The sequence below is a fragment of the Streptomyces sp. NPDC046308 genome, assembly GCF_055588065.1.
In genome coordinates this window covers 295,042-308,923 of record NZ_JBVJFB010000008.1, presented here as the reverse complement: position 1 = coordinate 308,923, position 13,882 = coordinate 295,042, and the positions used below count along the sequence as shown (strand labels likewise).

Annotated in this window: 12 protein-coding genes; 7 read left to right on the top strand and 5 right to left on the bottom strand. The window is 73.4% G+C overall.

Annotated features, from left to right (window positions below):
• The first annotated feature begins 135 nt into the window (after positions 1-135).
• Positions 136-813: a GntR family transcriptional regulator gene (locus tag ACZ6JT_RS29295; protein WP_469214272.1), complete on the top strand. Its 678-nt coding sequence runs from the start codon at positions 136-138 to the stop codon at positions 811-813.
• A gap of 253 nt (positions 814-1,066) precedes the next feature.
• Here the strand turns inward: ACZ6JT_RS29295 and ACZ6JT_RS29290 are convergent, their stop codons facing one another.
• Positions 1,067-1,348: an HPr family phosphocarrier protein gene (locus tag ACZ6JT_RS29290; RefSeq protein ID WP_007267025.1), complete on the bottom strand. Its 282-nt coding sequence runs from the start codon at positions 1,346-1,348 to the stop codon at positions 1,067-1,069.
• Between the two features lie 184 nt (positions 1,349-1,532).
• Here ACZ6JT_RS29290 and ACZ6JT_RS29285 point away from each other — a divergent pair, with 184 nt between their 5' ends.
• The 4 genes from ACZ6JT_RS29285 (at position 1,533) to ACZ6JT_RS29270 (ending at position 6,891) form a co-directional block, all read left to right on the top strand.
• Positions 1,533-4,310 (top strand): bifunctional acetate--CoA ligase family protein/GNAT family N-acetyltransferase, encoded by a 2,778-nt coding sequence (locus ACZ6JT_RS29285; RefSeq protein ID WP_469214269.1) that lies wholly within the window; start codon positions 1,533-1,535, stop codon positions 4,308-4,310.
• Between the two features lie 50 nt (positions 4,311-4,360).
• Complete coding sequence (locus ACZ6JT_RS29280) at positions 4,361-4,960, top strand: DUF5998 family protein (protein WP_030009684.1); 600 nt, start codon at positions 4,361-4,363, stop codon at positions 4,958-4,960.
• On the top strand, positions 4,960-6,162 hold the full coding sequence (locus ACZ6JT_RS29275) for an alkaline phosphatase family protein (RefSeq protein WP_469214267.1): 1,203 nt from the start codon (positions 4,960-4,962) through the stop codon (positions 6,160-6,162). The genes ACZ6JT_RS29280 and ACZ6JT_RS29275 overlap by 1 nt, the downstream gene beginning before the upstream one ends.
• 78 nt (positions 6,163-6,240) lie before the next feature.
• A complete protein-coding gene (locus ACZ6JT_RS29270; RefSeq protein WP_365472193.1) occupies positions 6,241-6,891 on the top strand; it encodes a thymidine kinase in 651 nt (216 codons plus the stop codon).
• Here the strand turns inward: ACZ6JT_RS29270 and ACZ6JT_RS29265 are convergent.
• Positions 6,888-7,673 carry a VOC family protein gene (locus ACZ6JT_RS29265; RefSeq protein WP_469214265.1) on the bottom strand — a complete coding sequence of 262 codons (786 nt, stop codon included), beginning with the start codon at positions 7,671-7,673 and terminating at the stop codon, positions 6,888-6,890. The two genes, ACZ6JT_RS29270 and ACZ6JT_RS29265, sit on opposite strands and share 4 nt — an antisense overlap.
• 176 nt (positions 7,674-7,849) lie before the next feature.
• Here ACZ6JT_RS29265 and ACZ6JT_RS29260 point away from each other — a divergent pair, with 176 nt between their 5' ends.
• Positions 7,850-8,695 carry a sulfurtransferase gene (locus tag ACZ6JT_RS29260; RefSeq protein WP_469214263.1) on the top strand — a complete coding sequence of 282 codons (846 nt, stop codon included), beginning with the start codon at positions 7,850-7,852 and terminating at the stop codon, positions 8,693-8,695.
• Positions 8,696-8,744: 49 nt separating this feature from the next.
• Here ACZ6JT_RS29260 and sepH read toward each other — a convergent pair whose 3' ends face one another.
• On the bottom strand, positions 8,745-9,803 hold the full coding sequence (sepH, locus tag ACZ6JT_RS29255) for a septation protein SepH (RefSeq protein ID WP_469214261.1): 1,059 nt from the start codon (positions 9,801-9,803) through the stop codon (positions 8,745-8,747).
• Positions 9,804-10,291: 488 nt separating this feature from the next.
• Here sepH and ACZ6JT_RS29250 point away from each other — a divergent pair, with 488 nt between their 5' ends.
• Positions 10,292-11,116: a hypothetical protein gene (locus ACZ6JT_RS29250; RefSeq protein WP_469214259.1), complete on the top strand. Its 825-nt coding sequence runs from the start codon at positions 10,292-10,294 to the stop codon at positions 11,114-11,116.
• A gap of 54 nt (positions 11,117-11,170) precedes the next feature.
• Here ACZ6JT_RS29250 and ACZ6JT_RS29245 read toward each other — a convergent pair whose 3' ends face one another.
• A complete protein-coding gene (locus ACZ6JT_RS29245) occupies positions 11,171-12,508 on the bottom strand; it encodes a D-arabinono-1,4-lactone oxidase (protein WP_469214257.1) in 1,338 nt (445 codons plus the stop codon).
• Positions 12,450-13,715, bottom strand: coding sequence for an MFS transporter (locus tag ACZ6JT_RS29240; RefSeq protein WP_469214255.1), 1,266 nt, complete (start codon positions 13,713-13,715; stop codon positions 12,450-12,452). The genes ACZ6JT_RS29245 and ACZ6JT_RS29240 overlap by 59 nt, the downstream gene beginning before the upstream one ends.
• Between the last annotated feature and the right edge of the window lie 167 nt (positions 13,716-13,882).

The window sequence follows — 13,882 nt, the reverse complement described above, 5'->3', positions numbered from 1 at the left end:
CTTCGTGTTGCGTCTCTGTGCAAATGTTTCGCATTTTCGGCCGCTCTCGGAAATTATCGTGTGTTGCAATAGAGTCGCAGCACGCGCATGTGCGTGCGATGGGGCTGGCAGTCGGAAATAGGCGGAGGTTCGGTCTTGCGTATTCCTGCGCACGCGGTATGCACGGCAATCCGCGACGACATCGTCTCCGGGGTGTTCGAGCCGGGCAGCCGGCTGACCGAGGAGGTGCTGGCCCGCCGGTACGGAGTCTCGCGCGTCCCGGTCCGCGAGGCGCTGCGGACCCTGGAGTCCGAGGGCTTCGTGACCACCCGGCGCCACGCGGGGGCCTGCGTGGCCGAGCCGACCGAGCAGGAGGCCGCGGACCTCCTGGAGGTGCGGATGCTCCTGGAGCCCCTGGCGGCCGCCCGGGCCGCCCGGCGGCGCACCGAGGCCCACCTCAAGGTGCTGCGCGGACTGGTCAGGCTGGGCCAGGAACGGGCCAGGCGGGGTCAGGGGGAGGATCTGCGGTCCCTGGGCGGCTGGTTCCACGAGACGCTCGCCCAGGCCTCCGGCAGCCCCGGGCTGATCGCGCTGCTCACGCAGATGCGGCACAAGGTGGCGTGGATGTACGTGGTGGAGGCGCCGGCGCGGCCGGTGGAGTCCTGGGCGGAGCACGGGGCGATCGTGGACGCGGTGGCGCGCGGCGACGCGGAGCGGGCGCGGGCGCTGACCGTGGTCCACGCCGACCGGGCGGCCGGGGCGCACCGGCTGCGGCTCCGTCCGGCGGTGAGCACTTCGCAACCTGCCGTAAACATGTCGAGCGGCCGGCATTAACAGGAGCCGTATACAAAGGTGGCGTCGCGCTAATTCGCCCTGCAGGGGTGGGGTGAATTGTGGCGTGAATTCACCCTGCCGCTGCCCGGTGAATTCGGTGGAGCTGAATTCCGGGGCGCCGGGATGCGGGCCGGGCTGTTTTCCCGCCCGCGGGGCTCGGATTCCCGCGCGCACGACGAAGCCGCGGCCCCCGGTCCTGCGGGGGCCGCGGCTTCGTCGTGCGCGCGGTGCGTGCGGGATCGAACCCGAAAGGTCAGACGGTCTCGGGGAGCTCCTCGAGACCCTCGGCGACCAGCTTCGCGAGGCGGTCCAGCGCGGCGTCCGCGCCCTCGGCGTCGGAGGCGAGGACGATCTCCTCGCCGCCCTGGGCGCCCAGACCCAGAACCGCCAGCATGGAGGCGGCGTTGACGGGGTCGCCGCCGGCCTTCGCGATGGTCACCGGGACGCCGGAAGCGGTCGTCGCACGGACGAAGATCGAGGCGGGACGAGCGTGCAGGCCCTCGGCCCAGCCGACGTTGACGCGGCGCTCTGCCATGGTGATGCCCTTCAGGTTCTTACGGTTGTCTAGACCAGTCTCTCACGACGCCCCGAATGCTCCGACCGGCCTTCGGCCCGGATCTGCCGCCGTTCGACCTTCCCCAGCTTGCACTCATTCGTCCCGGGTTGCCGCATGCGCCGCGCGGGGGCTGCACCGCCCCTCCCGGCCTTAAGGTGGCCCCATGACCATCGAGTCGGACCCCTCGTACCCGGCCCACTGGGAAGCCGACGTCGTCCTCCGTGACGGCGGCACCGCCCGGATCAGGCCCATCACCACCGAGGACGCGGGCCGGCTCGTCAGCTTCTACGAGCAGGTCTCCGACGAGTCGAAGTACTACCGCTTCTTCGCGCCCTACCCCCGGCTCTCCGACCGTGACGTGCGCCGCTTCACGCACCACGACTACGTGGACCGGGTCGGCCTCGCCGCGACCATCGGCGGGGAGTTCATCGGCACCGTCCGCTACGACCGCATCGGCCCCGACGGCCGGCCCGCCTCCGCGCCCGCCGACGAGGCCGAGGTCGCCTTCCTCGTCCAGGACGCCCACCAGGGCCGCGGGGTCGCCTCCGCCCTCCTCGAACACATCGGAGCGGTGGCCAGGGAGCGCGGCATCCGCCGGTTCGCCGCCGAGGTGCTGCCCGCCAACACCAAGATGATCAAGGTGTTCACGGACGTCGGCTACCAGCAGAAGCGCAGCTTCGAGGACGGCTCGGTCCACCTCACCCTCGACCTCGAACCGACCGCCGAGTCCCTCGCCGTGCAGCGCGCCCGCGAGCAGCGCGCCGAGGCCCGCTCGGTGCAGCGGCTGCTGGCCCCCGGCTCGGTCGCCGTCATCGGGGTCAGCCGCTCCGGCGCCGGCGTGGGTGCGGCCGCGCTCCGCAACCTGCGCGACAGCGGTTTCCGCGGCCACCTCTACGCCGTCAACGAGGCCGTGACGCGCGATCTGCTCGACGGCGTACGGGCCTACCGCGGCATCGGGGCCATCGGCGCCCCCGTCGACCTCGCCGTGATCGCCGTACCCGCCGAGCGGGTTCCCGACGTCGTGGCCGCCTGCGGCGAGCACGGGGTGCAGGGCCTCGTCGTCCTGTCCGCCGGGTACGGGGAGAGCGGCTCGGAAGGACTCGCCCGCCAGCGCGAACTGGTGCGGCAGGTGCGCTCGTACGGGATGCGGCTGATCGGACCGAACGCCTACGGGGTGATCAACACGGCGCCGGAGGTGGAGCTCAACGCCTCGCTGACGCCCGCGCCCATGCCGATGCGGGGCCGGATCGGCCTGTTCACGCAGTCCGGGGCGATCGGCATCGCCCTGCTCTCCGCGCTGCTGCGGCGCGGCGAGGGACTGTCCTCCTTCGTCTCCGCGGGCAACCGCGCCGACGTCTCCGGCAACGACATCCTCCAGTACTGGTACGACGACGAGGCCACCGACGTCGCCCTGCTGTACCTCGAAACCCTGGGCAACCCGCGGAAGTTCACCCGCCTCGCCCGCCGGACGGCCGCGGTCAAGCCGGTCGTCGTCGCCAAGGGCGGCCGCCACACCCCGGCCGGACACGTCGTCCCCGACACCAGGCTGCCCGAGGCGACCGTCTCCGCCCTGCTGAGGCAGGCCGGCGTCATCCGGGTCGACACGGTCACGGAACTGGTCGACGTCGGCCTCCTGCTGGCCGCACAGCCGCTGCCCGCCGGGCCGCGGGTCGCCATCCTCGGAAACTCCGAGTCCCTCGGGGTCCTCACCTACGACGCCTGCCTCGCCCAAGGCCTGCGGCCGCTGCCGCCGCTGGACCTGACCACGGCGGCCGCGCCGGCCGACTTCCGGGCCGCGCTGGCCGCCGCCCTCGCCTCCGACGACTGCGACGCGGTCGTGGTCACGGCCATTCCCTGGGTGAGCGAGCACGCACTGGCCGACGACCTGGCCGACGCACTGCGGGAGGCCGTGGCCGAGGTGCCGGGCAAGCCCGTGGCGGTGGTGCACGTGGAGCTCGGCGCGCTCGTCGAAGCCCTGTCCGCCGCGCGGGGCCTGCCCGACCCCGCCCCCGTCGCGGACGCCGCGCCGCACAAGCCGGCGGGGCCGATCGCCGCCGGCCCGGCGTCCGAGGACCGGATCCCCAGCTATCCCGCCGCCGAGCGGGCCGTACGGGCCCTCGCCGAAGCCGTCCGGTACGGGCAGTGGCGCCGAGGCCTCGCCGAGGGCGGGCACGTCCCCGAGTTCGAGGACGTGGACGAGGCCGGGGCGGCCGCCCAGCTGGCCGGGCTGCTGGCCGGCGTCGAGGACGCAGCGGTGCTGACCCTGGCGGAATGGGACGCCCGCGAGCTGCTCGCCCGGTACGGGATCACCGTCCGCTCCGCCCTGCCCGCCCCCAGCGCCGACGCGGCGGTCCGGGCCGCCGGGATCCTGGGCTACCCGGTGGCCCTCAAGACCACCGCCCCGCACCTGCGCCACCGCGCCGACCTGGGCGGCGTACGCCTCGACCTCACGAACGAGGCCGGTCTGCGTCGCTCGTACGAGGAGCTCACCGACCTGCTCGGCAAGCCGGCCGAGCTCCAGCCGGTGGTCCAGGCCATGGTGCCGCGCGGGGTCGACACCGTCGTCCGCTCCGTCATCGACCCGGCCGCGGGCGCCGTCCTCTCCTTCGGGCTCGCCGGCGTCGCCTCCGAGCTGCTCGGCGACACCGCGCACCGACTGGTTCCGGTCACCGACCGGGACGCCGCCGGACTCATCCGTTCCATCCGGGCCGCACCCCTCCTCTTCGGCTGGCGCGGCAGCGACCCCGTGGACACCCCCGCCCTGGAGGAACTGCTCCTGCGGCTGTCGCGCCTGGTGGACGACCACCCCGAGGTGATCGGGGTCTCCCTGGAGCCCGTCGTGGTCGCGGCCGAGGGCCTCTCGGTGCTCAGCGCCACCGTCCGCGTCGCGCACCCGCCCGCCCGCGGCGACCTCGGCCCGCGCACCCTCCCCAGTTACTGAGCGCGTACGGCGCGGCCTGGGGGCCCCGTACGGGCCTTAGGATGGACCTCATGGCGAAATCCGGTACGACGACCCAGGGGCTGCGCACGGCGATCGAGCGCAGCGGCTACTACCCGGCCCTCGTGGCCGAGGCCGTGGAGGCCGCGGTGGGCGGCGAGCCGATCTCGTCGTACCTGGTCCACCAGGAGACGACCTTCGACTCCAACGAGGTGCGCCGCCACGTCACCGTGCTGGTCCTCACCGGCAACCGCTTCATCGTGAGCCACACCGACGAGCAGGCCGCCGACGCGGGGTCCCCGTCCCCGTACGCGACCACCTCCACCGAGTCGGTCAAGCTGTCCAGCATCTCCTCCGTGGTGCTGAGCCGTGTCGTCGCCAACCCGGAGTCCTACACCCCGGGCACCCTGCCCCGCGAGGTCGTCCTGACCATCGGCTGGGGCGCGGTCTCGCGGATCGACCTGGAGCCGGCCGCCTGCGGCGACCCGAACTGCGACTCCGACCACGGCTACACCGGCAACTCCACCGCCGACGACCTCAGCCTGCGGGTCAGCGAGGCCGGCGACGGCCCCGAGGCGGTGCGCCAGACCCTGGTCTTCGCACAGGCGCTCAGCGAGGCCACAGCGGCCACGTCCTCCACCCCCGCCCGCTGATGGCGTACTCCGCGGCGCAGGAGTGGCCGGAGCCGGAGCTGCTGGACCTGGCCGGTGCCCCCGTCCCGGAGTACGGCACCGGATCCCTCGCCGACCTGCTGCCCACGCTCGCGGCCGGGCAGGGCGTCCCCGGTTTCACCGCCGCCATCGCCGAGCTCACCCCGGCCGACCGGAACTGCGTGTTCCTGGTCGACGGGATGGGCTGGGAGCAGATCAAGGCCCACCCGGACGAGGCCCCGTACCTCACCTCCCTCCTCGGCAGCTCGCGCGGCGGCACCGGCCGCCCGATCACCGCGGGCTTCCCGGCGACCACCGCCACCTCGCTGGCCTCCGTCGGCACCGGCCTGCCGCCCGCCCGGCACGGTCTGCCCGGCTACGCCGTGCGCAACCCCGCCACCGGCGAGCTGATGAACCAGCTCCGCTGGCACCCGTGGACCTCGCCCAAGCCGTGGCAGCCGTACCCGACGGTCTTCCAGCTGGCCGACAAGGCCGGTGTGGCGACCGCCCAGGTGTCCTCGCCCACCTTCCAGACCACCCCGCTCACGAAGGTCGCGCTGAGCGGCGGCACCTTCCTCGGCCGGATGACCGGCGAGGAGCGGATGGACCTGGCGGCCGACCGCCTCGCGGCCGGTGACCGCTCACTCGTGTACACGTACTACAGCGAGCTCGACGGGGCCGGCCACCGCCACGGCGTGGACTCCGACGCCTGGCGCGGCCAGCTGATGCTCGTCGACCGGCTCGTGCAGCGCCTCGCCGAGCAGCTGCCGCCGCGCACAGCGCTGTACGTGACCGCGGACCACGGCATGGTCGACGTCCCCTTCGACGAGGACGCGCGGATCGACTTCGACGAGGACTGGGAACTCGGCGCCGGCGTGGCACTGCTGGGTGGCGAGGGCCGCGCCCGGCACGTGTACGCGGTGCCGGGCGCGCAGAACGACGTACTGACCGTGTGGCGCGAGGTGCTGGGCGACCGGTTCTGGATCGCGAGCCGCGAAGAGGCCCTGGAACTGGGCTGGTTCGGCGCTCCGGGGGAGTGCGACGAGCGCGTGCTGGGCCGCATCGGCGACGTGGTCGCGGCAGCCCAGGCCGATGTCGCGATCACGGCTTCGCGCAACGAGCCGAACGAGTCCGCGCTCGTCGGCATGCACGGCTCCATGACGGCGGCGGAGCAGCTGGTCCCGCTGCTGGAGATCCGCTCCTGACCCTTCGCTCCCGTCCGTCCCCTCCCTTCCCCTCCTCCCGCACCGCCCACCTCCGACCCGAAAGGTCCCGTACTTCCCATGCCCGAGCTGGTGTTCTTCTCCGGAACGATGGACTGCGGAAAGAGCACGCTGGCTCTCCAGATCGCCCACAACCGCGACGCGCGGGGGCTGCAGGGCGTGATCTTCACCCGCGACGACCGGGCGGGCGAGGGCAAGCTGTCGTCCCGGCTGGGCCTGGTGACGGAGGCGGTCGAGGCGCCGGAGGGCATGGACCTGTACGCGTACCTGGTCGCGCAGCTCTCCCAGGGCGGCAAGGCCGACTACGTGATCGTGGACGAGGCCCAGTTCCTGGCCCCCGAGCAGATCGACCAGCTCGCCCGCATCGTCGACGACCTGGACATGGACGTCTTCGCCTTCGGCATCACGACGGACTTCCGCACGAAGCTCTTCCCGGGTTCGCAGCGCCTGATCGAGCTGGCGGACCGGATCGAGCAGCTCCAGGTCGAGGCGCTGTGCTGGTGCGGGGCCCGCGCGACCCACAACGCCCGGACGATAGACGGTGAGATGGTCGTCGAGGGCGCCCAGGTCGTCGTCGGCGACGTGAACCGGCCGGCGGGGGAGATCGGCTACGAGGTCCTCTGCCGCCGTCACCACCGCCGTCGCATGACCTCGGCCGCCGCCCACGCGGGCGCCCTCTCCCCGGATGTCCTCCCCGTCAACCCCGCCTAGCCTCGGGGCCGGACGAGCGTGAAGGTCGCGCCCTCCGGGTCCGCGACCGTGGCCTGGCGGCCGCGCGGGCCCTCGCGGGGCGGGTCGATGACGCGGCCGCCGAGGTCGGCGACGCGGGCCGCGGCCGCGTCGGGGTCCGCCACCTCGAAGTACGCCATCCAGTGCGGGCCGCGGTCGTGCGGCAGCGAGCGGCCCACGCCGTGCACCGCGGCCACCGGCCGGCCCTCCAGATTGAGGGTCAGGTAGTCGAAGTCCTCGGAGGCCGTGCCGTGCGTCAGCGCCTCGTGGCCGAAGACGTGCTCGTAGAACTTCCCGACCGTCGAGGTGTCCTGGGTGACCAGCTCGTTCCAGACGGGTGTGCCCGGTCCGGCGGGCAGCCCGGTGCCCATGCGGCTCTGCGCCTGCCACAGCCCGAAGATCGCGCCGAGCGGGTCGGAACAGATCGCCACCCGCCCCGCGATGCCCGCGTCCAGCGGGCCCACCGCGACCGTGCCGCCGCACGAACGCACCGACTCGGCGGTCGCGTCGGCGTCGTCCGTGGCGAGGTACGTCGTCCAGGCCACCGGAAGATGCCGGTCGGGCGGCATCTCGCCGATCCCGGCCACCTCCCGGCCGTTCAGCACGGCGCGTACGTACGGGCCGAGCTGCTCGGGTCCCGGTACGTACTCCCATCCGAACAGGTCGGCGTAGAAGTCCTCGGTGGTCCCGAGCCCGTGCACCATGAGGCTCACCCAGCACGGGGTACCGGGCGTGCGCCGGGTTGCTTCCGCTGCCTCGGTCATGTCAGCCGTCTCCTCCGTCGCGCCGCTTACCGGTGCTGATGCTTCCACTCCGGAGGACCCGGCGCGCCCCGACCGCGCCGCATCGCGGGGTGCCGGCACGGAGTTGACCGGATCGGTGCGCCCCGCCGATGACGGGGTTGTCACGCCGGTTCCGGGTGGGGAGGAAGATGGCCGGCATGACTGCGAAACGTGTGATCCTCTCCGCCGCCGAACTGAGGAACGAACTGGCGGGGCCCCGGCCGCCGGTGCTGCTGGACGTCCGCTGGCAGCTCGGCGGCCCCGACCAGCGGCCCGCCTACGAGGAAGGACACCTGCCCGGCGCGGTGTACGTCGACCTCGACCGCGAACTGGCGGGTCCGCCCGGGGCCGGCGGGCGGCACCCGCTGCCCGACCCGGAGGCCTTCGGGGCGGTGATGCGCCGGGCCGGCGTCTCGGCGGACGTGCCGGTCGTCGTGTACGACGGCGGCCAGGGCTGGGCGGCCGCCCGGGCGTGGTGGCTGCTGCGCTGGACGGGTCACCCGAACGTGCGGGTCCTGGACGGCGGATTGGACGCGTGGACGGCGGCCGGAGGCGCAGTGACGGCCGACCGGGTGACTCCCGAGGAGGGCGATTTCAAGCCAACACCGGGGGCGGTGGGGCTGCTGGACGCGGACGCGGCGGCCGTACGGGCGCGCGAAGGGGTACTCCTCGACGCCCGGGCGGGGGAGCGCTACCGGGGCGAGGTCGAGCCGATCGACCCGGTCGGCGGCCACATCCCGGGCGCGCTGTCGGCGCCGACCACGGAGAACGTGGGCGAGGACGGGCGCTTCCTGCCCGCGGACGAGCTGCGGGCCCGGTTCGAGGGGCTCGGCGCCTCCGGGGGCGGCCCGGTGGGCGTGTACTGCGGCTCGGGCGTCTCCGGAGCCCACGAGGTCCTCGCGCTGGAGGTGGCCGGCATCGCCTCCGACCTCTACGCGGGCAGCTGGTCGGAGTGGTCCTCGGACCCCGCCCGTCCGGTGGCCACGGGCCCCGACCCCCAGTAGCGGGGCCCGCAGCGGGGCGAACCGCCGCCGGGCCGACCCGGCGGCGGTGCTACTCCTGCTTCTTGCGGCGGGTGCCGAAGACGATCTCGTCCCAGCTCGGCACCGCCGCGCGCCGCCCGGGGCGGACCCCGTCGGCCTCCGCCTGGCGGTCGGTGGTGCCGGTCAGGCGGTCGCGGTGGCCCGCCACCGTGCGGGGCATCAGGACGTCGGCGTACGCGGAGCCCGCGCCCGCGGAGGCGGCCGGGGCCGGCGGCTCTTCCGCTTCCGGTTCCGTCGCCGGGGGGTCGGTGCGCTCGGGGACCACCATGTCGCCGCGGAAGCTCGGTACGGCCTCCAGCAGGCTCGTCAGGGTGTCCCGCTCCTCCTCCGGGTCCGGCGCGGGCGCCGGCCTGTTGTCCGGCCGCTCCAGCTGCCGGTCCAGGGCACGGTCCAGCGGACGGTCGCGGGGCAGCCGCGCGATCCTCGGCACGAAGGGGAAGCTCGGCTCCGGCGTCGCCGGCAGGTCCTCGGACTCGCCGATCAGGGAACGGGCCTCGTCGTCCACGGCCACGACCAGCCGGCGGGGCGGGTCGTAGGTCCAGCTCGCCGAGTGCGGCTCGCCCGCGACCCGGTAGACGAGGAGGACCTCCCAGGTGCCGTCGTCGCGGCGCCAGGAGTCCCACTGCACGGATTCCTTCTCGGCCCCGCGCAGGGTCAGCCGCTCCTGCACGGCCTCGCCGAGCTGCGGCCCGGTGTTCTCGCCCGGACGGCGCACGGGGGTCTTGCGGGCCCGCTCGGCCATGAAGGCGCGCTCGGCGAGCACGGGGCCCTCGAAGCGGCGTACGCGGTCGACGGGGATGCCGGCGAGTTGAGCGACCTCCTCCGCGGAGGCACCGGCCCGTATGCGGGCCTGGATGTCGCGGGGGCGGAGGTGGCTCTCGACCTCGATCTCGATCTGGTTCAGGCGCGCGCGGTCGTTGCGCACGGCGGCCCGCAGCCGTTCGTCGATCGGAAGCGTGTACTCCGTGCTGTCCCCAGCCTTGAGCACCAGTCGTGTGCCGTCATTTGAGACGGCCACGACACGCAGTTCGGGCATGGGGACCTCCCGGGTGGTGCCTGCCGACGTCACGTGCGTCGCTGCTTCCGCTAGTCGAGTGTGGCCTGCCCGGGTGCAGCCTGCCACAACCTTGCCGAGTTAAACCGGCGTGTCGGGCATGCGCCCTTGATCGCCGTTATGGCACGGTTACCTGTTGGGCACGCACAGTGACCGAACGGTTACTGTGCGCAGCAGGAGCCCGTGCAATACCGCGGCATCACCGGTCTTGAGTGCCGTTCTCCATCAGTCGGCCCCCTCTCCCGAGTCCGGACATCCGAAAGGAAGGACGGCCCCAGGGCTCGCCACAGTACTCCATTCGGGCCACCTGGGTGGACCGCCGCGCCGCCGAACTTTCCCCGGACGGCGGGAGTTGGGCTGCCCTCCTTCGGGTCCCACCTGCACCCGGCGTCCGATTTCGGGTGTCCTGCTTCACAGAATCACCCGAAACGGAACTATCCGCTTCGCTCAGCGGTCAGTAACTGCTGGAAGAGGAGAAGCGTGAGAGGCGGGACACACACGGGATGCCGACGGGTCGCAAGAGGACGCAGGACACCGAGGACGCACCGGAGGAGAAGCAGCTCGACCTGAGCGCGGCCCAGGTCGCGGGCTCCTCCCTCGCCACTGTCGCGGCGGCCCTGCTCGCCTCGAAGCTGGGCGTCTACGGGACCATCCTCGGGGCCGGCGTGGTCAGCGTCGTCGCCACCGCCGGCGGGCCCGTCATCCAGCACTTCTTCCGGCGCACCGGCGACCAGCTGCGCGAGAGCACCCGGACCGGGACCCGCCGGGTGCCGCCGCCCCGTGAGGAGCGGCGGCAGGACGGTGCCCTGACGGCGCCGCACACGAGCGGGCCCGCCGGGGAGTTCGGCGGGGAGTTCGGCGAGGCCACCGTGCACGGCACCCGGATACGGGGCTGGAAACGCACCGCGGTGGCCTCCGCCGCCGCCTTCGTCCTCGCCATCGGCGGCCTCGGCACCTACGAGGCGATGGCCGGCACCTCCGTCAGCAGCGGCGGCGGCACGCTCTTCTCGGGGGGCACCCGCAAGGCCGGTGAGCACCGGCCCCCGGCCCCCGGGGAAGACCCGGCGGGCGACGGGAAGGGCGGCAGGACCCCCGGCCCGGGGGCCACTCCCGACTCCTCGCCCACGCCCGGCGGCCCGAGCACGGGCCACGACGCGAGCGGCAGTCCACGCCCCGAGCCCGACGCCTCCGGATCGGGGGACCCGACACCCGGCCCCTCCCCCTCGGAGCGGACGCCCACCCCGACGCCCACCCCGACCCACGCGCCCCCCACCCCGCCGCCGAACCCCGACGCGTCGACACCGGCGGCGCGGCAGAGCGCTCCATGACGGGCTGCACACCACGTGCCGCCGGGCGGTGCCGAGTGGCGCTCGGGGCGGACCTCAGTCGCCCAGGACGCGCCGCAGGTAGTCGTTGCCGAAGACCCGGTCCGGGTCGAGCCGGTCCCGCAGCGCGGTGAACTCGCCGAACCGCGGATAGACCTGCGCGAAGTACTCCGCGTCCCGCGTGTGCACCTTGCCCCAGTGCGGCCGGCCGCCGTGCGCGGTGAAGATGCGCTCGGCCGCTGTGAAGTAGGCCTGGTACGGGGTGCCCTTGTACATGTGGACCGCGACGTACGCCGTCTCGCGCCCCGAGGCCGTCGACAGCGCGATGTCGTCCGCCGGAGCCGTCCGCACCTCCACGGGGAAGCTGATCCGCAGCCCCGAGCGGTCGACCGTCGCGCGCAGCTCACGCAGCGCCTCGACCACCCGCTCGCGCGGGAGGGCGTACTCCATCTCCACGAACCGCACCCGCCGCGGGCTCGTGAACACCTTGTAGGGGATGTCCGTGTAGGTGCGCGCCGACAGGGCGCGGCTGGCCACGCGGGCGATGGAGGGGATGGTGGCGGGCACCGCGCGGCCCAGCGAGTTCACCACCTGGAAGAGGCCGTTGGAGAGGAGCTCGTCCTCGACCCAGGCGCTCACCGGTCCGGGCGGGGCGGCGGGGCCCTGGCTGCGGTTGTTGCGCTTGGTGTTGCAGTTGCCGGTGTGCGGAAACCAGTAGAACTCGAAGTGCTCGTTCTCCGCGAAGTGCTCCTCGAACTCCGAGGTCACCCGGTCGAAGCCCATGGGCTCCTCACGGGCGGTCAGGAAGAAGAGCGGCTCGACGGCGAAGGTGATCGCGGTGACGATGCCGAGCGCGCCGATGCCGATCCGGGCCGCCGCGAAGACCTCCGGGTTCTCCTTCTCGGAGCAGACGAGCAGCCGGCCGTCGGCGGTGACCAGTTCCAGGCCGCGGATCTGGGCGGCGATGGAGGCCGAGTCGCGGCCGGTGCCGTGGGTGCCGGTGCTGGTGGCGCCGGAGACCGTCTGCTCCATGATGTCGCCCATGTTGGTGAGCGACAGGCCCTCCCGGGCGAGGGCCCGGTTCAGATCCCTGAGGGTCGTGCCCGCCTCCACCGTGACGGTGCCGGCGGTCCGGTCGACGGCCCGGATCCCGGCCAGGGCCTGGGGGCGTACGAGCACCCCGTCGGTCGCGGCGGCCGCGGTGAAGGAGTGGCCGGTGCCGACCGCCTTCACCCGCAGTCCCTCTTCGGCGGCCCGGCGGACCGCCTCCTGGAGCTCCCCGACCGAGGCCGGGGTCACCACGCGGGCGGGCGTGGCGGTGACGTTGCCCGCCCAGTTACGCCAGGTGGTGGCCTGCCTGCTGTTCCCTGCTGTCCCCGCTGTCGCCGTCGCCATCGCTAGAGGGCTCCTCCCCTTGCGCCGGCCTCGTCAGCCGGCGGTATCCCGCGAACGCAACCGCCGCCGCGGCCACCCCCGCCGAGATGGAGACGACGTACCCGGTCCGCGCGCCGGCCGCGTCCACGACCCAGCCGGTCACGGAGGACCCGAGCGCGATGCCGACCGCGAGGCCGGTGCTGATCCAGGTCATGCCCTCGGTCAGCTTCGCGTGTGGTACGTGCGCCTCGATCAGGGCCATCGTGGTGATCATCGTGGGAGCGATGGCGAGGCCCGAGACGAAGAGCGCCACGGCCAGAAACGGAAGGTTCCCGGCCAGTAGGAGGGGGATCATACTCACGGCCATCGCACATACGCCCAGTATCCAACGGCGTTCGGTCCGGCCTTTGAGATGCAGCAGGCCGAAGACGATGCCGGCCAGGCAGGAACCGAGGGCCCAGACGGCCAGGATGAAGCTCGCCGAGGACTTGCTGCCCTGCTCCTCCGCGAAGGCCAGGGTGGCCACGTCGATGGAGCCGAAGATCGCGCCCGTCGCCACGAAGGTGGCCGTCAGCACCTGCAGGCCGGGTGAGCGCAGGGCCGAGACGCGTTCCGCGCTCTTGTCGTGCGGGTGCGGGGCGGGCTCGGTGGAGGTCTGGGCGGTGAGCAGCCACACGCCGACCATCAGGCAGACGGCGGCGATCAGCGGCCCGGCCTCCGGGAACCAGGTGGTGGACAGTCCGATGGCGAGGATCGGGCCGAAGATGAAGCAGACCTCGTCCACCACCGACTCGAAGGAGTACGCGGTGTGCAGCTCGCGCGGGGAGTCCCGGTAGATGACCGTCCAGCGGGCGCGGATCATCGAGCCCACGCTGGGCACGCAGCCGGCGACCGCGGCGCAGACGAAGAGCGTCCAGTCCGGCAGGCCGTGCGCCGCGGCCAGCAGCAGTCCGGTGACCGCCGCGACGGAGATCAGGGTCGCGGGGCGCAGGACGCGCCGTTGGCCGTACTGGTCCACGAGCCGGGAGACCTGGGGGCCGATGACCGCGGCGGCGAGCGCCAGCGTGCCGGTGAGCGCGCTGGCCATGGCGTAGCGACCGGTGAGCTCGGAGATCATCGTGAGGATGCCCACGCCGACCATGGATATCGGCAGTCGGCCTATGAGGCCGGCGGCGCTGAACCCCCGGGTGCCGGGGGCCGAGAAAATGGCGCGATAGGGACTGGGCAAGGGCCCTCCGTAAGGGACGTCGTGCGCCCATACAGGTTACGACCGCCTACGGGGCACCCGCACGGGGAAGGTTCCGCGCTCGGAACTAAGGCTTACCTTACCTTCGCTGCCGGGCTGCTCCCGGCCGGGCCGCTTCTCCCGCGGGGACGCCGGGTGGCAGGATTCGG

Coding starts and splice junctions, on each gene's coding strand:
- ACZ6JT_RS29265 (WP_469214265.1), bottom strand. CDS start 7,673: ATGACCGAGGCAGCGGAAGCAACCCGGCGCACGCCCGGTACCCCGTGC.
- ACZ6JT_RS29250 (WP_469214259.1), top strand. CDS start 10,292: ATGCCGACGGGTCGCAAGAGGACGCAGGACACCGAGGACGCACCGGAG.
- ACZ6JT_RS29280 (WP_030009684.1), top strand. CDS start 4,361: ATGGCGAAATCCGGTACGACGACCCAGGGGCTGCGCACGGCGATCGAG.
- ACZ6JT_RS29245 (WP_469214257.1), bottom strand. CDS start 12,508: ATGGCGACGGCGACAGCGGGGACAGCAGGGAACAGCAGGCAGGCCACC.
- ACZ6JT_RS29270 (WP_365472193.1), top strand. CDS start 6,241: ATGCCCGAGCTGGTGTTCTTCTCCGGAACGATGGACTGCGGAAAGAGC.
- ACZ6JT_RS29285 (WP_469214269.1), top strand. CDS start 1,533: ATGACCATCGAGTCGGACCCCTCGTACCCGGCCCACTGGGAAGCCGAC.
- ACZ6JT_RS29275 (WP_469214267.1), top strand. CDS start 4,960: ATGGCGTACTCCGCGGCGCAGGAGTGGCCGGAGCCGGAGCTGCTGGAC.
- ACZ6JT_RS29290 (WP_007267025.1), bottom strand. CDS start 1,348: ATGGCAGAGCGCCGCGTCAACGTCGGCTGGGCCGAGGGCCTGCACGCT.
- ACZ6JT_RS29260 (WP_469214263.1), top strand. CDS start 7,850: ATGACTGCGAAACGTGTGATCCTCTCCGCCGCCGAACTGAGGAACGAA.